26 protein-coding genes are annotated in these 23,274 nt (G+C 66.1%); 21 read left to right on the forward strand and 5 right to left on the reverse strand.

All coding sequences use genetic code 11. The annotated features are described in order from the left end of the window. The first annotated feature begins 51 nt into the window (after positions 1 to 51). From ffh to rplS, 5 genes are all read left to right on the forward strand, one after another. On the forward strand, positions 52 to 1,431 hold the full coding sequence (gene ffh, locus ISP25_RS18885) for a signal recognition particle protein (protein WP_404615978.1): 1,380 nt from the start codon (positions 52 to 54) through the stop codon (positions 1,429 to 1,431). 246 nt (positions 1,432 to 1,677) lie between these two features. Next, positions 1,678 to 1,932, forward strand: coding sequence for a 30S ribosomal protein S16 (gene rpsP / locus ISP25_RS18890; protein WP_192105606.1), 255 nt, complete (start codon positions 1,678 to 1,680; stop codon positions 1,930 to 1,932). A 10-nt stretch (positions 1,933 to 1,942) separates the two neighbouring features. Further along, a complete protein-coding gene (rimM, locus tag ISP25_RS18895) occupies positions 1,943 to 2,464 on the forward strand; it encodes a ribosome maturation factor RimM (RefSeq protein WP_192156614.1) in 522 nt (173 codons plus the stop codon). 19 nt (positions 2,465 to 2,483) lie between these two features. Beyond that, entirely contained in the window at positions 2,484 to 3,236 is a 753-nt protein-coding gene (trmD, locus tag ISP25_RS18900; protein WP_192156612.1) for a tRNA (guanosine(37)-N1)-methyltransferase TrmD, read from the forward strand. A gap of 135 nt (positions 3,237 to 3,371) precedes the next feature. Continuing rightward, positions 3,372 to 3,767, forward strand: a complete 396-nt coding sequence (rplS, locus tag ISP25_RS18905) for a 50S ribosomal protein L19 (protein ID WP_192156610.1) — start codon at positions 3,372 to 3,374, stop codon at positions 3,765 to 3,767. Positions 3,768 to 3,912: 145 nt separating this feature from the next. On the opposite strand, the gene ISP25_RS18910 is transcribed toward rplS, so the two are convergent. Beyond that, positions 3,913 to 5,955, reverse strand: a complete 2,043-nt coding sequence (locus ISP25_RS18910; RefSeq protein ID WP_404615979.1) for an EAL domain-containing response regulator — start codon at positions 5,953 to 5,955, stop codon at positions 3,913 to 3,915. 132 nt (positions 5,956 to 6,087) lie between these two features. Then, a complete protein-coding gene (gene epmB, locus ISP25_RS18915) occupies positions 6,088 to 7,110 on the reverse strand; it encodes an EF-P beta-lysylation protein EpmB (RefSeq protein WP_404615980.1) in 1,023 nt (340 codons plus the stop codon). Positions 7,111 to 7,218: 108 nt separating this feature from the next. Here epmB and efp point away from each other — a divergent pair, with 108 nt between their 5' ends. From efp to folE2, 7 genes are all read left to right on the forward strand, one after another. After that, complete coding sequence (gene efp, locus ISP25_RS18920) at positions 7,219 to 7,788, forward strand: elongation factor P (protein ID WP_192156604.1); 570 nt, start codon at positions 7,219 to 7,221, stop codon at positions 7,786 to 7,788. A gap of 207 nt (positions 7,789 to 7,995) precedes the next feature. Continuing rightward, complete coding sequence (locus ISP25_RS18925; RefSeq protein ID WP_404615981.1) at positions 7,996 to 9,327, forward strand: TRZ/ATZ family hydrolase; 1,332 nt, start codon at positions 7,996 to 7,998, stop codon at positions 9,325 to 9,327. A 72-nt stretch (positions 9,328 to 9,399) separates the two neighbouring features. Then, on the forward strand, positions 9,400 to 9,654 hold the full coding sequence (locus ISP25_RS18930; protein ID WP_192156600.1) for a YciI family protein: 255 nt from the start codon (positions 9,400 to 9,402) through the stop codon (positions 9,652 to 9,654). A gap of 87 nt (positions 9,655 to 9,741) precedes the next feature. Next, positions 9,742 to 10,446, forward strand: a complete 705-nt coding sequence (ubiG, locus tag ISP25_RS18935; protein ID WP_404615982.1) for a bifunctional 2-polyprenyl-6-hydroxyphenol methylase/3-demethylubiquinol 3-O-methyltransferase UbiG — start codon at positions 9,742 to 9,744, stop codon at positions 10,444 to 10,446. Further along, positions 10,443 to 11,117, forward strand: coding sequence for an HAD-IA family hydrolase (locus ISP25_RS18940; protein WP_404615983.1), 675 nt, complete (start codon positions 10,443 to 10,445; stop codon positions 11,115 to 11,117). The genes ubiG and ISP25_RS18940 overlap by 4 nt, the downstream gene beginning before the upstream one ends. Continuing rightward, a complete protein-coding gene (locus ISP25_RS18945; RefSeq protein ID WP_343227557.1) occupies positions 11,114 to 11,968 on the forward strand; it encodes a squalene/phytoene synthase family protein in 855 nt (284 codons plus the stop codon). Before ISP25_RS18940 ends, ISP25_RS18945 begins: the two co-directional genes overlap by 4 nt. A gap of 79 nt (positions 11,969 to 12,047) precedes the next feature. Further along, positions 12,048 to 12,992 carry a GTP cyclohydrolase FolE2 gene (folE2, locus tag ISP25_RS18950; RefSeq protein WP_404615984.1) on the forward strand — a complete coding sequence of 315 codons (945 nt, stop codon included), beginning with the start codon at positions 12,048 to 12,050 and terminating at the stop codon, positions 12,990 to 12,992. Positions 12,993 to 12,996: 4 nt separating this feature from the next. Here folE2 and yidD read toward each other — a convergent pair whose 3' ends face one another. Beyond that, complete coding sequence (gene yidD / locus ISP25_RS18955) at positions 12,997 to 13,290, reverse strand: membrane protein insertion efficiency factor YidD (protein WP_192156590.1); 294 nt, start codon at positions 13,288 to 13,290, stop codon at positions 12,997 to 12,999. Between the two features lie 117 nt (positions 13,291 to 13,407). Between yidD and dksA the strand changes: the two genes are divergently transcribed. Beyond that, entirely contained in the window at positions 13,408 to 14,496 is a 1,089-nt protein-coding gene (dksA, locus tag ISP25_RS23205) for an RNA polymerase-binding protein DksA (protein WP_450088481.1), read from the forward strand. Positions 14,497 to 14,627: 131 nt separating this feature from the next. Here the strand turns inward: dksA and ISP25_RS18970 are convergent, their stop codons facing one another. After that, positions 14,628 to 15,074 carry a SufE family protein gene (locus tag ISP25_RS18970; protein ID WP_404615987.1) on the reverse strand — a complete coding sequence of 149 codons (447 nt, stop codon included), beginning with the start codon at positions 15,072 to 15,074 and terminating at the stop codon, positions 14,628 to 14,630. A 55-nt stretch (positions 15,075 to 15,129) separates the two neighbouring features. Further along, the gene (gene cysS, locus ISP25_RS18975) at positions 15,130 to 16,503 is read right to left on the reverse strand and encodes a cysteine--tRNA ligase (protein WP_404615988.1); all 1,374 of its coding nucleotides are present in this window, start codon (positions 16,501 to 16,503) and stop codon (positions 15,130 to 15,132) included. A gap of 345 nt (positions 16,504 to 16,848) precedes the next feature. On the opposite strand from cysS, the gene ISP25_RS18980 reads away from it, so the two are divergent. The 8 genes from ISP25_RS18980 to ISP25_RS19015 all read left to right on the forward strand — a co-directional run bounded on the left by ISP25_RS18980 (position 16,849) and on the right by ISP25_RS19015 (position 23,270). Next, positions 16,849 to 17,406, forward strand: coding sequence for a glycine zipper 2TM domain-containing protein (locus tag ISP25_RS18980; protein ID WP_192156582.1), 558 nt, complete (start codon positions 16,849 to 16,851; stop codon positions 17,404 to 17,406). Positions 17,407 to 17,867: 461 nt separating this feature from the next. Next, entirely contained in the window at positions 17,868 to 18,875 is a 1,008-nt protein-coding gene (locus ISP25_RS18985; RefSeq protein WP_404615989.1) for an N-acetylornithine carbamoyltransferase, read from the forward strand. A 7-nt stretch (positions 18,876 to 18,882) separates the two neighbouring features. After that, the gene (locus tag ISP25_RS18990; RefSeq protein WP_404615990.1) at positions 18,883 to 19,506 is read left to right on the forward strand and encodes an FMN-binding negative transcriptional regulator; all 624 of its coding nucleotides are present in this window, start codon (positions 18,883 to 18,885) and stop codon (positions 19,504 to 19,506) included. Next, complete coding sequence (locus ISP25_RS18995; RefSeq protein ID WP_192156576.1) at positions 19,503 to 19,976, forward strand: OsmC family protein; 474 nt, start codon at positions 19,503 to 19,505, stop codon at positions 19,974 to 19,976. The genes ISP25_RS18990 and ISP25_RS18995 overlap by 4 nt, the downstream gene beginning before the upstream one ends. 28 nt (positions 19,977 to 20,004) lie before the next feature. Further along, positions 20,005 to 21,195 (forward strand): argininosuccinate synthase, encoded by a 1,191-nt coding sequence (locus ISP25_RS19000; protein ID WP_192156574.1) that lies wholly within the window; start codon positions 20,005 to 20,007, stop codon positions 21,193 to 21,195. A 1-nt stretch (position 21,196) separates the two neighbouring features. Next, positions 21,197 to 21,700, forward strand: coding sequence for a DinB family protein (locus tag ISP25_RS19005; protein ID WP_192156572.1), 504 nt, complete (start codon positions 21,197 to 21,199; stop codon positions 21,698 to 21,700). Continuing rightward, entirely contained in the window at positions 21,700 to 22,140 is a 441-nt protein-coding gene (locus ISP25_RS19010; RefSeq protein WP_192156570.1) for a GNAT family N-acetyltransferase, read from the forward strand. The genes ISP25_RS19005 and ISP25_RS19010 overlap by 1 nt, the downstream gene beginning before the upstream one ends. Next, on the forward strand, positions 22,137 to 23,270 hold the full coding sequence (locus tag ISP25_RS19015; RefSeq protein ID WP_404615991.1) for an acetylornithine deacetylase: 1,134 nt from the start codon (positions 22,137 to 22,139) through the stop codon (positions 23,268 to 23,270). Before ISP25_RS19010 ends, ISP25_RS19015 begins: the two co-directional genes overlap by 4 nt. Positions 23,271 to 23,274 lie beyond the last annotated feature (4 nt).

The raw sequence follows: 23,274 nt of genomic DNA on the forward strand, positions 1-23,274 counted from the left end.
CCGGGCGGCCTCGGCTATAATCATCCGTTCGCTCATACCGATGCCGCATTCATGTTCGAATCGCTCAGCCAACGCCTTTCAGCCACCGTCAACCGCCTGCGCGGCCGCGGCCGGCTGACCGAGGAAAACATCCGCGAGGCCTTGCGCGAAGTGCGTATCGCCTTGCTCGAGGCCGACGTGGCGCTGCCGGTGGTGCAGGCCCTGGTCCAGCGCGTGAAGGTGCGCGCGGTGGGCCAGGACGTGATGAAGAGCCTCACGCCCGGCCAGGCGCTGGTAAAGGTGGTCAGTGACGAGCTGACCGCGGTGATGGGCACGGCCAACAGCGAGCTGAACCTCGCCGTCACGCCGCCGGCGGTGGTGCTGATGGCCGGCCTGCAGGGCGCGGGCAAGACCACCACGGTGGCGAAGCTGGCGCGCCTGCTCACCGAGCGCAAGAAGAAAAAGGTGATGGTGGTGAGCTGCGACGTGTACCGTCCGGCCGCCATCGAGCAGCTGCGCACGCTGGCCGAGCAGGTGGGCGTGAAGTTCTTCCCGTCCGAAGCGGGGCAGGATCCGGTCGAGATCGCCAAGGCGGCGATCATCGCCGCGCGCAAGGAAGTGGTGGACGTACTGCTGGTGGATACCGCCGGCCGCCTGCACGTGGACGAGGCGATGATGGCCGAGATCAAGGCGCTGCACGCCGCGATCACGCCGGTCGAAACCCTGTTCGTGGTCGATTCGATGACCGGCCAGGACGCCGCCATCACCGCCAAGGCGTTCGCCGACGCACTGCCGCTCACCGGCGTGGTGCTGACCAAGACCGACGGCGACGCCCGCGGCGGCGCGGCACTGTCGGTGCGCTACGTCACCGGCCGCCCGATCAAGTTCCTCGGCGCTGGCGAGAAGACGGACGCGCTGGAGCCCTTCCATCCCGACCGCCTGGCGCAGCGCATCCTTGGCATGGGCGATGTGCTGTCGCTGGTCGAGGAGGTCGAGCGCAAGGTCGACCAGGAAAAGGCGCAGAAGCTGGCCCAGAAGGTGATGAAGGGCAAGCGCTTCGACCTCGAGGACATGCGCGACCAGCTGGAACAGATGAACAACATGGGCGGCCTGGCCGGCCTAATGGACAAGCTGCCCGGCGTCTCCGGCCTGCCCGACAGCGTGAAGTCCAAGGTCAACGATGGCGAGATCAAGCGCATGGTGGCGATCATCGGTTCGATGACGCCCAAGGAGCGCCGCCATCCCGACCTGCTGAACGGTTCGCGTCGCGCCCGCGTGGCCAAGGGCTCGGGCACCCAGCCCGCCGACGTCAACCGCCTGCTCAAGCAGTACATGCAGATGGAGAAGATGATGTCCAAGCTGTCCAAGGGCGGCGGCAAGGGGCTGCTGCGCCAGATGAGCGGCGCCCTGAAGGGCATGGGCGGAATGGGCGGCATGCCGCCCATGCGCTGACACGGCAGATCTCGTCACCCGTCGCGTAGCAACGGGTGATAGAGCCGGGGCCTGTCTGCTGGCCTTGGCGAACCTTGAAAGGGCAGGAAAGCCCTTCCAAGGCAATCAGGCAGCCGCTGCGGCTCTCGATAGGCCAAAGCATCGCCAACACTTCCTTTTTTGTGCCAATGTCCCTAAAATGCCGGATTCACCGCGCACGATACGCGTGCGCGAGGCCGGCACACCGGCATCTCTGGAGCTTTCATCATGGTCAAGATTCGTCTTTCGCGCGGTGGCGCCAAGGGCCGTCCCTTCTACCACGTCGTGGTCACCGATCAGCGCAACAAGCGCGATGGCCGCAACATCGAGAGCGTGGGTTTCTACAACCCGGTCGCCTCGGGCAAGGACAAGCGTCTCGAGCTGAACGTCGCGCGCGTGCAAGAGTGGGTGGGCAAGGGCGCTCAGCTGAGCGACAAGGTCGCCGCGCTCGTCAAGGAAGCCGGCAAGCAGCAGGCGGCCTGAGCCGGCTCTGATGAGTGAAGCGGTAGCCGGTCGCCGCGTCCCGGTCGGGCGCATCGTCGGGCTGTATGGCGTGCAAGGCTGGGTCAAGATCGAATCCTGGACTGAGCCGCGCACGAAGATCTTCGATTACCACCCCTGGCTGCTGGCAACGGCGCCGGGTGCGGTCACGGAGATCGCGGGAGCGAAAGGGCGCCCGCAGGGCAAGGGTCTGGTGGCCTGCCTGCCCGGCGTGGACGACCGCGACACGGCAGCCGCCCTCGTCGGCAGCGACATCCATGTCGCCCGCGAGCAGCTGCCGCCTCCCGGCAAGGACGAGTATTACTGGGTCGACCTCGAAGGGCTTGAGGTCGTCACCACCGAAGGCACGGCGCTCGGGCGGGTCAGCCACCTGTTCGCCACCGGTGCCAATGACGTGGTGGTGGTGCGGGACGGCGAGCGCGAGCGGCTCATCCCCTTCGTCCAGGGCAATTACGTGCGTACGGTGGACTTGTCCAGCGGGCGCATGGTGGTGGACTGGGACCCCGAATTCTGAAGACTGGAGTTTGAGGTCCATGCGCATCGATGTCGTCACGCTGTTTCCCGACTTCATGCGCCAGTGCGCCGCCGTTGGTGTAGTGGGGCGCGCTCAGCAACGCGAGTTGCTGCAGGTGGAAACCTGGAACCCGCGCGACTACGCCACCGATAATTACCGTACCGTGGACGGTCGCACCTGCGGCGGCGGACCCGGGATGGTGATGCTGATCGAACCCTTGCGGGCGGCCATCAAGGCCATGCGCGAGGCGGCGCCGGAACCGGCGCACGTGATTTACCTCAGTCCGCAGGGAGCGCGGCTGACGCAGGGCAGGGTGGAGGCGCTGGCCAGGTTGCCGCGCATCGCCTTGCTCTGTGGGCGTTACGAAGGAGTGGACGAGCGTCTGCTGGCGCACGAGGTCGACGAGGAGCTTTCCATCGGCGACTATGTGCTGTCCGGCGGCGAACTGGGTGCCGCGGTCATCATTGACGCGGTGGGTCGGCTGCAGGATGGCGCGTTGAACGATGCGCAATCCGCTGCGCAGGATTCGTTCTCGGACGGCCTGCTGGACTGCCCGCACTACGCGAAACCGGTGCGGGACGCCTACGGCGATGTGCCGGCGGTGCTGCTTTCCGGCGATCACGCGGCAATCCGCCGCTGGCGCCTGAAGCAGGCGCTGGGCCGGACCTGGTTGCGGCGCCCGGAGCTGTTGGCGCAACGCGCGCTGGATGCGGAGTCCCGCGCGTTGCTGGAAGAATTCCGTCGCGAATACCACGCGGCGGGCGTATGTTGAAGAGTGCGGACAGGACGGCCGCCGTTTGATCTCCGCGATCAGGACGATCGCAATTAACCAATGACAATTGCGGCCACGGACAGCCGCTGCTAGAAACCACGCGGTCAGGGATGCCCGCAAACCACTGAGGTCGCCATGAACAAGATCATCCAGCAGTTCGAAGCCGAGCAGATCACCCGTCCCTTGCCGGAGTTCGGCGCTGGCGACACCGTGGTGGTCAACGTCAAGGTGAAGGAAGGCAATCGCGAGCGCGTGCAGGCTTTCGAAGGCATCGTCATCGCCAAGCGCAACCGTGGCCTGCATTCGGCCTTCACGGTGCGCAAGATTTCCCACGGTACCGGCGTGGAGCGCGTGTTCCAGGCCCACAGCCCGGCCATCGAATCGCTGGAAGTGAAGCGCAAGGGCAAGGTGCGTGGCGCCAAGCTGTACTACCTGCGCAACCTGGAAGGCAAGGCTGCCCGCATCAAGGAAGACGTCGCCGCTGCCGCTGCCATCAAGGCTGCGAACAAGGCTGCTGCCCGCGCCGAGTAAGCGCGAACGCCTGCTTCGAGGCAAAGCAAAAACCCGCGGATTGCTCCGCGGGTTTTTTGTTGCCCGTCTGTTGCCGCGGGAGCGGCGCCAGGGCAGCGGGGCCAAGACCCGGATGCGCTTGGGTGCATGCCTCGGCAGTCGCGATTCAGTCCAGCCGCTGCGGCACCTGCAGGAAGTTGCCTTGCACGAAATCCACGCCCGCGGCGAACAGCAGCGAGGTGCTGGTGGCATCTTCGACCCACTCGGCGATGGTCTGCTTCTTCAGCTCGCGCGCCTGCTGACAGATCTCGGCGACCTTTTTCTGGTTGTCAGGCGACTTCGGCAGGTCGGCCATGTAGCTGCGGTCGATCTTGAGATAGTCCACGTCGATGTGGCTGAGCAACTGGAACGAGTTGAGGCCCGAGCCGAACTGTTCCAGCGCGAAACGGCCGCCCAGCTTCTTCCAGCCGGCGAGGAACTCCTGCGCGGGACGCAGCAGGGTCATCACCTTGCTCTCGGTCATCTCCAGCACCAGTCGGCCGCGCTTCAACCCGGCTTGTGCAAGGCGCTCACCCAGCCAGACGAGGAGGGTGGGATCCTGCAGCGAAGCGGCGGTGATCTTGACGAAGAATGTGGTCTGCTGGCCCATGCCTTCGCGTCGTTGCAGTGCGGTGATGGCCTGGTCCAGCACCCAGCGGTCGATGGCGCCGGTGAGGCCGTGCTTGTCGGCGATCGGCATGAAGAAACCCGGCAGCACCTCGCCCTGCGGGCCATCCATGCGCAGCAGGATTTCCGAGTAATCGCCCTCGGCATCCTGCAGACTGATGGTGTGCTGGTGGTAGAGCATCAGGCCCTTGCCGTCCAGCGCCTTCTGCAGCAGATCCAGCCAGTAGCGCTCGCGTTCCTCGTCGGCCTTCTCGCGCGCGGAGGGGTCGTGCAAGTCGGCCTGGTTGCTGCCGAGGCTCTGCGCCGTGCGCAGGGCCTGGCTGGCCTGGTTGAGCAGCAATTCGGTGTTGGCGTTCTTCTCGCCGAGCAGGCTGCCGCCGATGCTGGCGGTGGCGGTGATCGAGCGCGAGCCGGCATCGAAGATCGCGCCGGCGATGCTTTGCTGCAACTTGGCGATCCATTCGCGGATGGCTTCGTCCGAGCGCGAGTCGAGGATCACCCCCAGCGTGTGTTCGGCCAGCATGCCGGCGGTGTCGTTCGTGCCCAGCAGGATGCGTACGCGGTCGGAGAAGCTGGCCAGCAGCTCGTCGGCCTTGGCCAGCCCGATGCCGCCGACCATCGTTGCCCAGTTGTCCGGCTCGATCAGCAGCAGCGCCTGACCCTTCTTGCCCTTGGCCGCATCGGTCACCGCATGGTCGATGCACTCCAGCATGTGGGCGCGGTTGTACAGGCCGGTGACCGGGTCGCGCTGCAGTTGTTCCAGCATGGCCGGGTCGATCGTCTGGCGACGGAACACGATCTGCAGGCAGGGCTCGCCCTCGAAGGTGGCCGGGGCGAATTCCACGGTGGCGTCGAACGGGCTGCCATCGGCGCGGCGTGCGCGCAGGCTGACCTGGTTCGCCAGTTTCTCCTGACGGGTATGGCCGCGCAGCAGGTTCTTGAATTCGTCGACGCTGGAGGCGTCGATCATGTCGAGGATGGGCATGCCGAGCAGGTCGTCGAAGCTTTCGTGGCCGAAGGCTTCCAGGTAGGCCTGGTTGGCGCGCACGTGCACGCCTTCGTGCACGTAGGTGATGGCATCGCGGGACGAGTCGAGCAGGGCGTCGCAACGGCGCTCCAGCTCGCGCTGCGTGCCTTCCAGCAAACGCAGCATGCGGCGGTTCTGCAGGGCGTCGAATTCGCGCCGGACCACGGCCAGCAACTGGCCGGGCATGCCGCGCGTGACGATGCCATGCACCCCCTGCTCGAACAAGGTGGCCACTTGCTGGTTGTCCAGGGTTCCGACCAGGCCAAGCACCGAATAGTCGATGCCCTGCGCATCCAGCATGCGGATCACCTCAACCAGGGTGATGGCGCCATTGCCGGGGTCGAACATCACCAGATCCGGTTCCAGCTCGGTCAGCGCCGCCTGCACCTGGTCGGCGGCAGTGGCGCGCGCCGGACGCACCGCGATGCCGGTATTGCGCAGCAGGCTGATGATTTGTTCAGCATCCTCGACCGAATGTTCGATGAAGAGGATCTTGATGACGAAATCTTTTTTCATGGATTGTCGGCGTCGCGAAAAGCTGGTGGTGGTTGTTCGCGTCCCCCGCGAGGCGATCCGCAAGGGCGGTTGTAACGGATTGGCGCGGGAACCGCCAGCCGAGATTTGAACAGGCGCAGGTGCAACGGGTGTTTACAGGGGACGCTTCGAGGGGTCGCCACCCACCTCGCGCACCAGTTTCGGCACGAGGTAACCGGGCAGGCGCGCGCGCAACGTATCGAGCAACGCCAGCGCGCGGGCGTCGTCGACCTCGAAGTGCGCGGCTCCCTGGACGCGGTCGAGCTGGTGCAGGTAATACGGCAGCGCGCCGGCGGCAAAGAGGCGCTCGGACAGCGCGGCCAGCGTGTCGGCATCATCGTTCACCCCGCGCAACAGCACCGACTGGTTGAGCAAGGTGGCCCCGGCGTCGCGCAGACGGGCGCAGGCGGCATCCACGTTGGCGTCGAATTCGTTGGCGTGGTTTGCGTGCAGTACCACCACTTTCTGCAGCGGCAGCGTAGCGAGCCAGCTCGTGAAGGTCTCGTCGATGCGTTCGGGCAGCACCACCGGCAGCCGGGTGTGGATGCGCAGGCGGGTGACGTGCGGGATATCGGCCAGTCCGCGCGAAAGCTCTTCCAGCTTGGCGGTGGACAGCGCCAGCGGATCGCCACCGGAGAGGATCAGTTCCCGGATGCTGGCGTCCTGCCGCACGTGTTCCAGCGCCTTGCGCCACTGGCCGGCGGCAGCCATCTCCTCGCCGTAGGGAAAGTGCCTGCGGAAACAGTAACGGCAATTGATCGCGCAACTGCCGCTGGCGATCAGCAGCGCGCGCCCGTGGTACTTGTGCAGCACACCCTGCGCCTCGCGGGCGGCGAGGTCGCCCACTGCGTCGGCGACGAAGCCGGGCGCCTCGTCCAGCTCGGCCAGTTGCGGCAAGACCTGCAGCAGCAGCGGATCGCGCGCATCGCCATGGCGCATGCGAGCCACGAAGCCGCGCGGCACGCGCAGGGCGAAGCCGGCATCCGCGGGTGGCAGCCGCACAGCAAGCGGCGACAGGCCCACCAGGGCGAGCAGTTCGGCGGCGTCGGTGACGGCCTCGCGCCACACCTGCCGCCAGTCGCCGGCTGGCGTGGCGGCGGCCTGTGTAATGCGTGCGCCGGGGCTTGCGGTTATCATGTATGGCCTTGTCCGGGCCGTACCGGACCCTCGAATCGCCCATTTTAGCCGCCGTTGCGGCACGAGGGGCGTTCGGGCCCCGACCCATTCACCTTTGGAGTTCATCGCATGGCCACCGCTGGTCTCAACGACGTCAAGAAGGGCATGAAGATCCTTCACAACAACGATCCTTGGATCATCACCGAAGCCGAGTTCATCAAGCCCGGCAAGGGCCAGGCGTTCACCCGCATCTTCATCCGCAACCTGAAGACCGGCCGCACCACCGAGCAGACGATGAAATCCAGCGACAGCTTCGAAGTCGCCGACGTCACCGACACCGACATGCAGTACCTGTACTCCGACGGCGAGTTCTGGCACTTCATGCACCAGGAGAGCTTCGAACAGCACCAGGCCTCCAAGGCAGGTATCGGCGACACCGCGAAGTGGCTGAAGGGCGAGGAAGAGTGCGTGGTCACCCTGTTCAACGGCGAGATCATCGCGGTACAGGCGCCGAACTTCGTCGAGCTGAAGATCACCGAGACCGACCCCGGCGTGCGTGGCGACACCTCCGGCGGCGGCGGCAAGCCGGCCACGCTGGAAACCGGCGCCGTGGTGCGTGTGCCCCTGTTCGTTGGTCAGGACGAAGTCGTCAAGGTCGACACCCGCACCGGCGAATACGTCAGCCGCGTCGGCAAGTGACGCAACGGCCCGCGCGTCTGCGCGCGGCTTGCCGTTGCGTCATCCCGGCGTAGGCCGGGATCCAGTGAAGTACCTGCGCGCAGCGTTCGTTACAGATGTGCTTCGCATGAATACTGGACTGGGTCCCGGCCTGCGCCGGAATGACGAGCCAAGGGGCGGCGCCGCAAGGTTGGCCGCCCTTCGCTTATCCGCTTGATGGAGTTTTTCATGAGCGACACGCAGCCCCAACCTGTCGACCTCCTCATCGAAGCCCGCTGGGTCGTCCCCGTCCAGCCGCATGGCGTTGCGCTGGAAGACCACGCGGTGGCGGTCGACGGCGACCGCATCGTGGCCCTGCTGCCCATCGCCGAGGCGCGCGCCGCCTACGCTCCGCGCGAAACCGTGCGGTTGCAGGAGCATGCGCTGATCCCCGGCCTGGTGAACGCCCACACACACAATCCGATGACCCTGCTACGCGGACTGGCCGACGACCTGCCGCTGATGGTCTGGCTGCAGCAGCACATCTGGCCGGCCGAGGCCAAGGTGATCGGCCCTGAATTCGTGCGCGACGGCGTGGAGTTGGCGGTGGCCGAGATGCTGCGCGGCGGCACCACTTGCGCCAACGAGAATTACTTCTTTCCCGACGCCATCGGCGCCACCTACCGCAAGCTTGGCTTCCGCGCGGTGGTGGGCCTGCCGGTGATCGAATTCCCAACCGCATGGGCGAAGTCGCAGGACGAATACTTCGAACGCGCCAGCGAAGTGCATGACAGCTTCCGCGGCGATGCGCTGGTATCCACCGCGTTCGCGCCGCACGCGCCGTATACCGTCTCCGACGAGAGCTTCGCGCGCATCCGCGTGCTGGCCGACCAGCTCGACATTCCGGTGCACCTGCACCTGCACGAGACCGCGCACGAGGTCGAGGAAGAGAAGCAGAAAAGCGGCCTGCGTCCGTTCCAGCGCCTGCAGAAGCTGGGCCTGGTCAACGACCGCCTGATCGCCGTGCACATGACCCAGCTCACTGACGGCGAGATCGTTGCCTGCGCCGAGGCCGGAGTATCGGTGGTGCATTGCCCGGAGTCCAACCTCAAGCTCGCTTCCGGCTTCTGTCCGGCAGAGAAGCTGCACAAGGCTGGCGTGAACCTCGCCATAGGTACGGACGGCTGCGCCTCGAACAACGACCTCGACATGTTTGGCGAACTGCGTACTGCCGCATTGCTGGCCAAGGCAGTGGCACAGGACGCCGCGGCCCTGGATGCCGCCAGCGCACTGCGCGCGGCCACGCTGGGCGGCGCGAAGGCGATGGGACTCGACGCGAAGATCGGTTCGATCGAGCCGGGCAAGCAAGCCGACCTTGCCGCGGTGCGGTTGTCCGACCTGGAAACCCAGCCGCTGTATCACGTGGCCTCGCAACTGGCCTATGCCACGGGGCGCCACCAGGTCAGCGACGTGTGGATTGCCGGTCGCCGCAAACTGGCCGCGCGAGAGCTGGTAGGCATGGACGTCGATGCCATCCTTGCCCGTACCCGCGCCTGGCGCGAACGCATCGCGACGCATTGAGCTCGCATGCGTCTCCGAGTTTGAGACTCAAGAGGCGCCGTTCTTGGCTGCGCTTTTCAACAGGCACCTATCATGCACCGTTATCTCGTCCTACTCATGCGTCGCCCGCAGTGCGATCCGGCAATCGTCCCGTTGCATCGCGAGTTTCTCGAGACCTTGCGCGCGCAGGGGCGCAACGAGTTGTCGGGCCCGTTCGGCGACAAGAGCGGCGGCGCCTACCTATTGCGCGCAGAGTCGCTGGACGAAGCATGCGCGATAGCCCATGGCGATCCGGCCTACGCCAGTGGAGGCTGGGACATCACGTTGCATGAATGGCATGCTGCTTAAGCTCTTGCGCCCATCCATGACATGCAGATCAACGACGCGACCGTCCATGGGCACACTTTTCAATAAACTCATGCGATGAGTACCGTCATGACCGCAAGCAACGTCAGCCACGCCGAGATCGCCCGCTTCGACCAACTGGCCGCGCGCTGGTGGGATCCCGACGGCGAGTCGCGCCCGCTGCATGATCTCAACCCCGTGCGCGCCGACTACGTCGCCGCGCGCGTGAACCTGCGCGGCGCGAAGATCGCCGACGTGGGTTGTGGCGGCGGCCTGCTCAGCGAGGCGCTGGCGCGTGCTGGCGCACAGGTCACCGGCATCGACATGGGCCTCAAGGTGATCGAGATCGCGCGCCTGCACCTGCACGAATCCGGCCTCAAGGTGGACTACCGCAAACAGTCGTCGGCCGAACTGGCCGCTACTGAGCCGGAGACGTTCGACGCCGTGTGTTGCCTAGAGTTGATCGAGCACGTGCCCGATCCCGCCGCTCTGGTGCGCGACCTCGCAGCCATGCTCAAGCCCGGCGGGCGCGTATTCCTGTCGACGCTCAACCGCACGCCGGCCGCATTCGGTGCGGCCATCCTCGGTGCGGAGTACCTGATGCGCCTGCTGCCGCGTGGCACGCACCACTACGCGCAGTTCCTGAAGCCCTCCGAGCTGGCGCGCCTGCTGCGCACGGAAGCACTGGAGCTGGAGGACGTCAGCGGCCTGGGCTACAACCCGCTCAGCCGGAAGGCATGGCTCAGCCGCATCACCGCGGTGAACTACATCCTTTGCGCGAGGAAGCCGGCGTGAAGGCCCCGCCTGCGGACATCGAAGGCGTGCTGTTCGACCTCGACGGCACCCTGCTCGACAGCGCTCCCGACCTGCATGCCGCGCTCGTGGCCTATTGCGCGGAAGTCGGCGCACCCGCGCCGGAATACGCCGCGGTCCGCAATGTGGTTTCGCGCGGCAGCCGTGCGATCCTGCGTTGTGCCTTCGACGAAAGCGACGAGGTTCTGCTGGCGCGCATGCCGCGCTACCTCGAGCTTTACCAGGGCATGTTAGCCATGCATACGCGGCCATTCGAGGGCATCGCCTCGCTGCTGGAAAACATCGAGTCGCGCGGACAGCGCTGGGGCATCGTCACCAACAAGCCTGGCTTCCTCACCGAAGAACTGATCGCGCGCATGGATTGGGACCTGCGTGCCAGCGCGGTGGTTTGCGGCGATACCTTGCCGGTGAAGAAGCCCGATCCCGCACCGGTGCTGTTGGCCTGCGCGCGAGCTAGCGTGGCGCCCGCGCGTTGCGTGTTTGTCGGCGACGACGCGCGCGATGTCGAAGCCGGACGAGCGGCCGGGCTGTACACGGTAGCCGTGCGATGGGGCTACCTGGATGGCGGCGACCCGGATCATTGGGGCGCCGACGTGGTGGTCGACGATCCGTATCAGCTGGCGTCCCTGCTGGGATTGCAGGTGGCCGCGTGAGCGAACCGGTGGTCTCGCACGGAGCGTTGCAAAGTTACGTCGACAAATGGCTGGCAGTGCAGCCGGCGCAGCGCATGGCCCTGGTCTTCGTCGATCCGGGGAAATACTCCGGACACATTGCGCTGGCTGCGCTTGAGCAGGAACTGCTCTCTGCGGCCTACGGTATCCGCGAACCGCACGTGGCCTTGGGCAAGCTCAACTGGTGGGCCGAGGAATTGTCAGGAGCCGGCGCCAGCGGCGGTCGCCACCCCCTGACCCAGGTGCTGTTCGACGACGAGCGCGCCCATGCGATCGCCACCGAACTCTGGATGGCCCCCGTGCTCGCCGCCATGGCGCAACTGGAAGAGGGCACGGCGGCGGATTTCCCCGCCCAGATCGCCGCCGCCAGTTCATTGCACGGCGCGCTGGCCGAATTGGAAACCGCATGGTGGTATGGCAACGGGGCGGCGTCGGAACGCGCCGCGCGCGTGGCCACGCTCAGTCACCTGCTGCATGTGTTGCGCCGGCTGGAGGACGATGCCGAGCGTGACCGCCTGCCGTTGCCGATGGCGCGGCTGGCCCGCTACGGCCTTGCCCGCGACGCCTTGCGGCGGCGCAGCGAAGCGCGCGACGAGGCGATCAGGGCGCAATTGGCCGACCTGCAATCGAGCTGGCGCGAGGCAGGGCGGCTATCCGGGACGCTCAGCGTGTTCCGCGCACTGGAGTCGCGTGAAGCCGAACGCTTGCTGGGCCGTGCGCGCGGAGCGGACGATCCACTGGCCGCGCTGCAACAGGGTGGGCGGGGCAACTTCGGCACCACCTTCGCCGCGTGGCGGGCGGCACGTCGCTGGCGGACAGCGGCGGCCGACTGAACGCAGCGTTTCCCGCCGTTGTCTGTTGCAATGCGCCAGACCGGCCCAAAATAGACGACTCCGCGCCACGAGTACGCTCATGCATAGCCACGAGAACACTATCCGCCTGATGCCCGACGTCGCCACACAGGCGCAGCCGCATCTGCGTGGGGCGCTGGACTGGGTGGGCATGGACGGCATCGAGGTGCCGGTGCGGTTCGATGCGGGCGACGGCGAGGTGCAGCGCGCCAGCGCGCAGCTCGGCGCCTTCGTCAACCTTGTGCAACCCGACAAGCGTGGCATCCACATGTCGCGGTTGTACCTGTTGGTCGACCACCACCTGGGCACGCAGCCACTCAGCGCGGCGATGCTGGAAAGCCTGCTGCACGCCTTCCTCGAATCGCATGGTGGGCTGTCCGACCACGCGCGCCTCAGCATCCGCTTCGACGCGCTGGTGCGCCGAAACGCCTTGCGCAGCGCACACAGCGGCTGGCGCAGCTATCCGGTGTCGGTCGAAGCGAGCTTGGGGCCGGAGGGTTTCCGACTGGAACTGGGCACCGAGGTGGTCTACTCCTCCACGTGCCCGGCTTCCGCGGCGCTGTCGCGCCAGCTGATACAAGAGCAGTTCGCGCGCGACTTCGACGCGGCCACGCCAGTCGATCATGCTGCCGTGCTGGCGTGGCTGGGCAGCGAGCGCGGCATCGTCGCCACGCCACATGCGCAGCGCAGCGTGGCGCGCCTGCTGGTGCGGTTGAAGGAAGGCGTGCCGTTCGACCTCCTGGCCACGCTCGACCGCGTGGAGCAGGCCCTGGGCACGCCGGTACAGACGGCGGTGAAGCGCGAAGACGAACAGGCCTTCGCGCTCGCCAATGGCGGCAACCTGATGTTCTGCGAGGATGCGGCGAGGCGCATACAGCAGGCACTCGATGCGGATGCACGCCTTGCCGATTTCCATGTACGCGTGGAGCATCAGGAAAGCCTGCATCCGCACGATGCGGTGGCCTACGCCAGCAAGGGCGTGGAGGGCGGCTTCGGTTCGCCCTGACTCCTCAATGCCCCTCGCCCGCTTGTGGGGGAGGGACGTTCGATTCACCCTGGTGCCGGCAGCGCACGAAGTGGAAGTGCCCCGGGACGGGATCCTCTCCCCCGGCGCACAGCGGCTGGCAGCGCAAAAGCCGCCAGGCGGCGAGCAGGCAACCGCGCCACGGGCCGAAGCGCACGATCGCGCCGCGTGCATAATCGGAGCAAGTGGGGTAGAAACGGCAGTGCTGTCCGATCAGGGGGCTGAGCCAGCGTTTGTAGAGGCGCAGCAGGAGCAGCAGGAATCGGCTAGGCACATTCACGTTGCTGGAACAACTTGTTGCTGGTTAATGTGGCGAGTATCCCAGAAGCCGGCTTGCCGGTGCAGGGTACATGGGCTATAACACGCGGCCGCCTAGGCCAATAAATGGTGAAGGAAGATGGCGAAAACCACGCGCAGTTCGACCGCCGCCAAGGCTTCGAAAGGGAAAGCCGCAGCTAGCAACGCATCCGCCAAGGCGAAAGCCGCAGGCGCGAAGGCGTCTGCGAAAAAGCCTGTCGCCAAGAAGGCGGTCAGGCCGGCAGCGAAGAAGCCTGTCGCGAAGAAGGCCGCGGTGAAGAAGGTCGTGGCGAAGAAAGCCCCGGCCAAGAAGCCGTCGCCGGCAAGCAAGCCTGCCGCAAAGAAGCCGGTAAAGGCGGCCACGAAGAAAGCGGCCAAACCCGCGGCCAAGAAGCCGGCAGCCAAGCCGACCCCGAAGGCTGTCGCGAAGAAGCCGCTGAAGCCCGCAGCCAAGGCGGCAACCAACAAGGCCGTGGCCAAACCGGCAGTCATCGCCAAGCCGGCAAAGGGCAAGGTCGCCGCTCCACAGCCGGTGGCCGTACCGGTCAAGGCACCGCCTGTCGAGAAAAAAACATCCCCGTCGCCCGTCACCCCGCCGATCAAAGGCAAGGTGGCGAGCGCCACGGCCATGGTGCTGCCACGTACCGCAGATACCATCGCTTCCGCATCCCACAAGCCATCGAAAAACGCATCATCCGCAATGAACAAAAAGGCAGAGAAGAACACCGACAATGGCGTCACCCGCGAAGACGGGCGCTACGCGTTGCCGGCTACCACCCAGATCGCGTTGCCCAAGGGTTACCGCCCCTCCTCCAAGGAGGAGTACATGAACCCGATGCATCTGGCCTATTTCCGCAACAAGCTGCGCGACTGGCGCGATCAGCTGGTCGAAGAGTCGCGCCAGACCATGGACAACCTGCGTGACGAAGTGCGCGACGTGGGTGACGAGGCCGAGCGCGCCACGCGCGAAACCGAGAACTCGCTGGAACTGCGTACCCGCGACCGCTACCGCAAACTGATCTCCAAGATCGACAAGGCGCTGCGTCGCATCGAGGACGGCAGCTACGGTTACTGCGAGGAAACCGACGAGGAGATCGGCGTGGAGCGCCTGGACGCGCGTCCAATCGCCACGCTGTCGCTGGATGCGCAGGAGCGTCGCGAACATCTGCAGAAGCAGATGGGGGATTGATTTCTGCGCTCCTTCGTGAGCGCAAAGATCAAACCCGACATCCATGCCGGACTTTTCAAAGGAGCCCCGCTTCGAGCGGGGCTCCTGCGTGGAGCGAAGCGAAAGGCGCGGTGCTGCGCCGCTCCCTTTGCTCACTCCTTACTTGCGGCCGCAGCGGCGTAGCCTTTCAGCTTGGTGAGCATCGCCGCCAGCCCGTTCGAGCGCGTCGGCGAAAGGTGCTTGGCGAGGCCGATGGCCTGGATGAAATCCGGCTCGGTGGACACGATCTCCGCCGCCGGGCGGTCGGAGTACACGCGCAGCACCAGTGCAATCAGTCCGGACACGATGGCCGAGTCGCTGGCCGCGGCGAAGTGCATCTTCGAAGCGTCGCCGCTGGGTACCAGCCATACCATCGACTGGCAACCGTGCACGCGCCACGCATCGGTGCGGTACTGCTCGGGGAAGGGCGGCAGCTGTCTGCCCAGGTCGATCAGGTACTGGTAGCGCTCGCTCCATTCGCTGAAGTAGGCAAACTCTTCGGCGATCTCGCGTTGTGCCTCAGCGGCGCTGGTGGTGGTGCTCGTGGCGGTGTCGTTCATGCGCACATTATCGCGCGCATGCCGACGATGCGCTAAGTATCTCCCGCTGCGGCGATCACGTCTTGGCCACACTCCAGCGCGTGCCCTGCGCGCCATCCTCGATGGTCACGCCCATGGCGGAAAGCTCGGCGCGGATCGCATCGGCGCGGGCGAAATCGCGTGCGGCGCGCGCGGCGCGGCGTTCCTCCAGCAAGGCTTCCACCTTGGTGGCATCGACTTCGTTGCCGCCAACCTGCTTGAACCATGCCTCGGGGTCCTGCTGCAACAGGCCGAGCAGGGCGCCACCGCCAAGCAGGACGGCTTTGGCTTCGGGCGTGCCCTGCATGCGGGCGGCATCGGCCAGTACGGAGATTTCGGCCAGCGCTTGCGGGGTATTGAGGTCGTCGCACAATGCGGCTTCGATGGCGGCAGGCACCGGCAATTGCGCGGTGTCCACCGCGACATGCGCCAGATCGCGCAGCACGCGGTACCAGCCGTCCAGCGTGCTCACCGACTGCGCAATCGCAGCGTCGGACCAGTCCAGCGGCTGGCGGTAGTGGCCGCTCATCAGGCGCAGGCGCAGCGCCTCGGCCGGATGGCGCTTGAGCATCTCATGCAGCTGCAGCACGTTGCCCAGCGACTTGGACATCTTGCGGCCGTCGAAGGTGAGCATGCCGTTGTGCAGCCACCAGCGCGAGAAGGTCTTGCCGCCGTGGGCGCAGGTGGATTGCGCGACCTCGTTCTCGTGGTGCGGGAACAGCAGGTCCACGCCGCCGGCGTGGATATCGATGGTCTCGCCCAGGTGCGTGGCGCTCATCGCCGAGCATTCGATATGCCAGCCGGGACGGCCGCGGCCCCAGGGGCTCTCCCAGCCGGGCAGCTCGGGTGTGGAAGGCTTCCACAACACGAAGTCGACGGGGTTTTTCTTGTAAGGCGCCACTTCCACACGGGCGCCGGCGATCAGCTCCTCGGTGTCGCGGCCGGAGAGCTTGCCGTAATCGGGATAGCTGGCCACGTCGAACAGCACGTGTCCCTCGACAGCATAGGCGTGGCCGTCTGAGATCAGTTTCTCGATCATCGTCACGATCGGGGCGATGTGCGCGGTGGCGCAGGGTTCCATGTCAGGAGGGGCGATGCCCAGCGCAGCCATGTCTTCGCGGTAGGCGGCAGTGAACCGACCGGCGATCGTCTCGATGCCCACGCCTTGTTCCAGCGCGGCGGCATTGATCTTGTCGTCCACGTCGGTGATGTTGCGGGCGTACACCACGTTCGGGTAATGCCGGCGCAGCAGCCGGGCCAGCACGTCGAACACCACCGGGCCGCGCGCGTTGCCGATGTGCACGTAGCTGTACACCGTGGGCCCGCACAAATACATCGTCACGCGCTGCGGATCGAGCGGCGCGAAGGTTTCGGTGCGGCGCGTAAGGCTGTTGTAGAGCGAAATCGGCATCGTGATGAAATTCCAGCAATGGCCGCGGGTACGGCCCAGCCTTGCATCTTAACAAGGCGTAAGCGACGCGTTGGCAAGCCGATGCAGTCGGGGAATTTCAGGGGCCGTCCGCGGTCTGCGCATGGCTCGTGCCGGGGGGTGTTTCGCGCAGGCCATGGAAGAACGAAGGTACGCAGGGAGGCATCGGGGGATCGGGGGATCGGGCGCCGCTCCGCGACTGCGGGAGTGGCGTCGTCCCCGTCCCTGCGGAGACATAGAACCGGCTCTAAGCCTCGATTCAGCATCCCTTTGCTGCAATCTGCCATGCGCCGAAGCTGCGCCCAAAAGAATGTCCCGGAGTCCGCAATGCCTAAGTTTCTCTTTGTTCCGCTGGTGCTGGCCCTGGTCGCCGTCACCGGCGTCCAGGCGCAGGATGCGAATTACCCACCCCCGCCGCCGCCCGGTGCGCAGCCAGGACCGCCACAGGACGACAGTGCCCATTTCGGTTGGGCCGACGTGTTGCGGGTCGATCCGGTCTATGTGCAGGTGACCGCGCCACGCCAGGTTTGCCAGAACCAGACCGTGGTCGAGCAGCATCCGGGCAATACCACGGCGGGCTCGATCCTGGGCGCTGTCGTCGGTGGCGTGCTGGGCAACACGGTTGGCAGGGGCAATGGGCGCGTGCTCACCACGGCGGTCGGTGCCGTGGCAGGCAGTGCGGTAGGCGGCCAGGTGGCGGCCAACAGCGGCACCCAGACTGCACAGACGGTGACCAACTGCAGCATGGTCAACACGGGCAGCCAGCAACAGATCGCGGGTTACGACGTGGAGTACCGCTACCGCGGCGAGATCTACGAGTCGCGCCTGAACTACGATCCCGGCGAGCGCCTGCGCGTGCGGGTGAGCGTGACCCCCGCCGAGTGATGTTCGCAGACGCCGCCTCCGGGCGGCGTCTTCGTAGGGGTTTCCGGAAAGGCCGCCGCCAGCGACTTTGGCATCGCGCACCGGCGTCAGCCCGAAGTGCGCGATCCCTGGATGGCGATCGCAAAAACGCATGTTGCATGGCAGCGAAAATCCCGTCATGATGTCGGCTCGCTCGACCGGAAGCCCCATGTCTACAGCCGTCTATACCGCCAATGTCCTGACCAGCGCCCGCATGGCTGCTGGCATGACGTCGCGTGCGCGCCGACCGCTGGACGAACATTCGGCCGGGTAGGCTGTCGCGCGCTGCTGCATCACGTATCGACAAAAACCCGGCCATCGTGCCGGGTTTTTTTGTTTCTGGTTTTGGAGTTGTTTCACGCGGTTCCATCCGCGAACGGCAATACCGGCCATCCATGGCCGCACTATCAACAAGAGCGATTTCACTGAGGGCGATCCAACCCATGACCATCCGCCACTTCCTCACCACCCAGGACTGGAGCCGCGCCGAGATCGATGCGCTGCTGGAACAGGCCGCCGCGTTCAAGCGTTCGCCCGCGGGCGCACAGCTGGCCGGCAAGTCGGTGGCGCTGCTCTTCTTCAATCCTTCGATGCGCACGCGCACCAGCTTCGAGCTGGGCACGTTCCAGTTGGGCGGTCACGCGGTGGTGCTGGCGCCCGGCAAGGATGCGTGGCCGATCGAGTTCGAAGCGGGCACGGTCATGGATGGCGACACCGAGGAGCACATCGCCGAAGTGGCTCGGGTGCTCAGCCGCTACGCCGACCTCATCTGTGTGCGCGCCTTCCCGAAATTCCAGGACTGGTCGGTGGACCGCGAGGACAAGGTCATCAAGGCGTTCGCGAAGTACGCCACGGTGCCGGTGATCAACATGGAGACGATCACCCACCCCTGCCAGGAGCTGGCGCACGCGCTGGCTATGCGCGAGCACCTTGGCGACCTCGCCAGGAAGAAGTACGTGCTCACCTGGACCTACCATCCCAAGCCGCTCAACACCGCGGTGGCCAACTCCGCGCTGCTGATCGCCACCAAGATGGGCATGGACGTGACCCTGCTGTGCCCCACGCCCGAGTACGTGCTGGACGAACGCTACATGGAGTTCGGTCGTCTGAACGCCGAGCAGAACGGCGGCTCGCTCAAGGTCAGCCACGACATCGAAGAGGCCTACAGCGGTGCCGACGTGGTGTACGCCAAGAGCTGGGGCGCGCTGCCGTACTTCGGCAAGTGGGAACAGGAGAAGCCCATCCGCGACGCGCACAAGCATTTCATCGTGGACGAGGCCAAGATGGCGCTCACCAACAACGGCTTCTTCAGTCATTGCCTGCCGCTGCGCCGCAACGTCAAGGCCACCGATGCGGTGATGGACGCGCCGTACTGCATCGCCATCGACGAGGCCGAGAACCGCCTGCATGTGCAGAAAGCGGTGATGGCGTCATTGATCGGCCAGCGTTGAGTCCGCCATGTACATGCCGAAGTCGTTCGTCGAAACGCGCCCGGAAGCCTTGCATGGGCTGATCCGCGACTACCCGTTCGCTACCGTGGTGGCGAGCACGGCGGGAGGCGTCGTCGCCAATCACTTTCCGCTGGAATGGGTGAAGGGCGCTCTGCATGGCCACGTGGCGCGAGGCAACGAGCTGGCGCGGATGGATGGCGCCGAAGTGATGGCGATCTTCCAGGGACCGCAAGGCTATGTCAGCCCGAACTGGTACCCGACCAAGGCGGAGACGCACCGCGAAGTGCCCACATGGAACTACGCGGTAGTGCATGTTCGCGGCCGGCTGAAAATCGTCGAGGACGCCATCTGGCTGCGTGCGTTGCTGGAGTGTCTGACCGATCACCACGAGGCCGCCGAACCGCAGCCGTGGCACGTCGGCGACGCACCCGATGATCACGTCGAGAAGCTGATGCAGGCCATCGTCGGCATCGAGATCGCCGTCGAGCACGTCGAGGGCAAGTTCAAGCTCAGCCAGAACCACCCGGAGCGCAACCGTCTCGGCGTGATCGCCGGCCTGCGCCGCCGCGGCGGCGCAGGCGACGCGTCGCTGGCCGAATGGATGGCCAAACTGGAAGAGGAAAAATCGTGAACCATCCTCACCGCTACCGCGTGGACGTGGTCTGGACCGGCAACCGCGGCACCGGCACCGACGGCTACCGCAACTACAGCCGCAACCATGTGATCCGCGTCCCCGGCAAACCCGACCTCGCCGGCTCGTCCGACCCGACCTTCCGCGGCGATGCCACCAGGCATAACCCGGAGGACATGCTGGTGGCGGCGCTCTCGACCTGCCACATGCTGTCCTACCTGCACATGGCCACCGTGGCCGGCGTCGTGGTCGTCGCCTATGACGACAGCGCCGAAGGCACGATGGTCACCGAGGGCGACGGCGGCCGCTTCACCGAAGTCGTGTTGCGCCCGGTAGTCACCATCCGCGCCGACAGCGATTCCGACAAGGCGCTGGCCGCGCATGAGGACGCGCACCACGCCTGCTTTATCGCCAATTCCGTGAACTTCCCGGTGCGCTGCGAGCCGCGCATCGTCGTTTCCTCCGACTGACATCATCCCCGACCAGGATTCGCAAGCCATGAGCAAAGACATCGTCCTCGCCTTTTCCGGCGGCCTCGACACCAGTTTCTGCGTGCCCTATCTCAAGGAGCGCGGCTGGGCCGTGCATACCGTGTTCGCCGACACCGGCGGCGTGGATGCCGAGGAGCGCGCCTTCATCGAGAACCGTGCGAAGGAGCTGGGCGTGGCCAGCCACGTCACCGTGGACGGCGGTCCGGCGATCTGGAGCGGCTTCGTGAAGCCCTTCGTGTGGGCGGGCGAGGGTTACCAGGGCCAGTACCCGCTGCTGGTGTCCGACCGCTACCTGATCGTTGAAGCCGCGCTGAAGCGCGCGGCCGAGCTCGGCACGCGCGCCATCGCGCACGGCTGCACCGGCATGGGCAACGACCAGGTGCGCTTCGACCTCGCGGTGAAGTCGCTGGGCGACTACGAGATCGTGGCGCCGATCCGCGAGATCCAGAAGGAGCATACGCAGACGCGCGCCTACGAGCAGAAGTTCCTCGAAGAGCGCGGCTTCGGCGTGCGCGCCAAGCAGCAGGCCTACACCATCAACGAAAACCTGCTGGGCGTCACCATGTCCGGCGGCGAGATCGACAAGTGGGAAGCTCCGGGCGAGGGCGCGCGCGGCTGGTGCAAGCCGCGCGCTGAATGGCCGGTCGCGCCGCTGCGCGTGAAGATCGGTTTCGAAAAAGGCGAGGCGGTGTCGCTGAACGGCGAGAAGCTCGCCGGCCACAAGATCCTGGCCAAGCTCAATGCGCTGTTCGCGCCCTACGGCGTGGGCCGCGGCCTCTACACCGGTGACACCACCATCGGCCTCAAGGGCCGCATCATCTTCGAGGCACCGGGCCTGATCTCCCTGCTGACTGCGCACCGCGCGCTGGAAGAGGCCGTGCTGAGCAAGCAGCAGAACCGCTTCAAGCCGGACGTGGCGCGCAAGTGGGTGGAAGTGGTGTACGAAGGCTTCTTCCACGATCCGCTGAAGGCCGACCTGGAGGCCTTCCTCGCTTCCAGCCAGTCCACCGTCAACGGCGAGGTCACGCTGGAGACGAATGGCGGCGTGGTCAACGCCGTGGCCATCGAATCGAAGCACATCCTCAACGCCAAGGGCGCCACCTACGCGCAGTCGGCCGACTGGGGCGTGGCCGAGGCCGAAGGCTTCATCAAGCTGTTCGGCATGAGCAGCACGCTGTGGGCGGAGGTCAACCGCTGACATGTTCGCCTCCCTGTTCGCGTACAAGGCGTGGGCGAATGCGCAGATGCTGGAGGCCATGGCCGCCATCGACGGCGAGCGCCATGTGGAGCAGCGGCGCAAGGCCATCCGCGTGATGAACCACACGTTCGTGGTGGACCGGATCTTCGCGGCGCATCTGCTGGGCGATCCGCATCCGTACACCGCCACCAATACCGAGGAAACGCCGGAGCTTCCGGCGTTGACCGCAAGCATCCGTGCCAGCGACGCGTGGCTGGTCGACTATGCGCGCGAATTGCCAGCGGAACGCCTGGACGAACGCATCAGCTTTCATTTCACCGATGGCAAGGCGGGCGGGATGTCGCGCGCCGAAATGCTGCAGCACCTGATCGTGCACGGCGCGTATCACCGAGGTGCAGTCGGGCAGATCCTCGATAGCTTGTCACTCCCGCGTCCCGCCGACACGATCAACGTCTACCTGCACGCGGCAGAGCCGTCGCGGCGCGAACACAGGAGCGCTGCCTGATGGGCGCACTGCAGGTCAGTACGGACAAGGAGCGGCTCGATATCGGGTTGATCCACCGCTTCCTCACCGCCGAGGCTTACTGGTGCCGAGGCATTCCGCGCGAGACGGTGGAACGGGCCATAGCCGGCTCGCTGTGCTTTGGCGGTTTCGTCGACGGATGCCAGGTGGCATTTGCCCGCGTGGTCACCGATGGCGCCACGTTTGCCTACCTGGCGGACGTGTTCGTGCTGCCGGAGCATCGCGGGCAGGGCCATTCCAAGGCACTCATGGCGGAAGTGATGGCGCACCCGCAGCTGCAGGGCCTGCGCCGTTTCAGCCTGGCCACCGGTGATGCGCACAGCTTGTATGCCGGCTTCGGTTTCACCGCGCCCGTGCGGCCGCAGAACCTGATGGAAAAACTCGATCAGGACGTCTACACGAGAGCATCAGCCCAGCCATGAATCCCTTGCTGCAATCCACCCTGAAACACCTCAAGGCGCTGGTGTCGTTCGACACCCGCAATCCGCCGCGCGCGATCACCACCGGCGGCATCTTCGACTACATCCGCGCGCAACTGCCGGGTTTCGACATCGTGGTGACCGACCACGGTGCCGGCGCAGTTGGCCTGCACGCAGTGCGCGGTCGGCCGAAGCTGCTGTTCAACGTGCACCTGGACACGGTGCCCGACTCGCCGGCGTGGACGGCCAGCCCGCACGAACTGCGCGTGACGGCGGATCGCGCCATTGGCCTCGGTGCCTGCGATATCAAGGGCGCGGCAGCGGCGCTGCTGGCGGTGGCGAACGCCAGCGACGGCGACATGGCGCTGCTGTTCACCACGGACGAAGAGGCCAACGATCCGCGGTGCATCGCCGGCTTCCTCGCGGACAAGCCGGCTTACGATGCGGTGATCGTGGCCGAGCCCACCAAGGGCGAGGCCGTGCTGGCCCATCGCGGCATCCAGTCGGTGCTGATGCGCTTTGCCGGCCACGCCGGGCACGCCTCGGGCGAGCAGAAGCCCAGCGACAGCGCGCTGCACCAGGCAGTGCGTTGGGGCGATGCCGCGCTGGACTTTGTGGCCGCGCAATCGCACGAGCGCTTCGGCGGCCTCACCGGCCTGCGTTTCAATATCGGCCGCATCGAAGGCGGCATCAAGGCCAACATGATCGCACCCAGCGCCGAAGTGCGCTTCGGCATGCGGCCCTTGCCAACGATGCATCCCGACGGACTGCTCGAACGCTTCCGCACGCTGACCGAGCCGGTGCCCGCGCATTTCGAGGAGACCTTCCGCGGCCCCTCGCTGCCGGCCGGCGATACCGCCACTGCCGAGGCGCGGCGCCTGGCCGCGCGCGACCTGGCCGACGAGCTGGACATCCCCGTGGGCAACGCGGTGGATTTCTGGACCGAGGCCTCGCTGTTTTCTGCCGCCGGCTACATCGCCTTCGTCTATGGCCCCGGCGACATCGCGCAGGCGCATACCGCCGACGAGTGGGTCGCGCTGGACCAGTTGCAGCACTACGCGGAAGTGATTTTCCGCCTTGTTGAGAAGTGCGGCCATGGAAGGTCGCTTCTTGATTCCCGCGATCATGGATGAGCGC

This window comes from Rhodanobacter hydrolyticus (assembly GCF_044904645.1).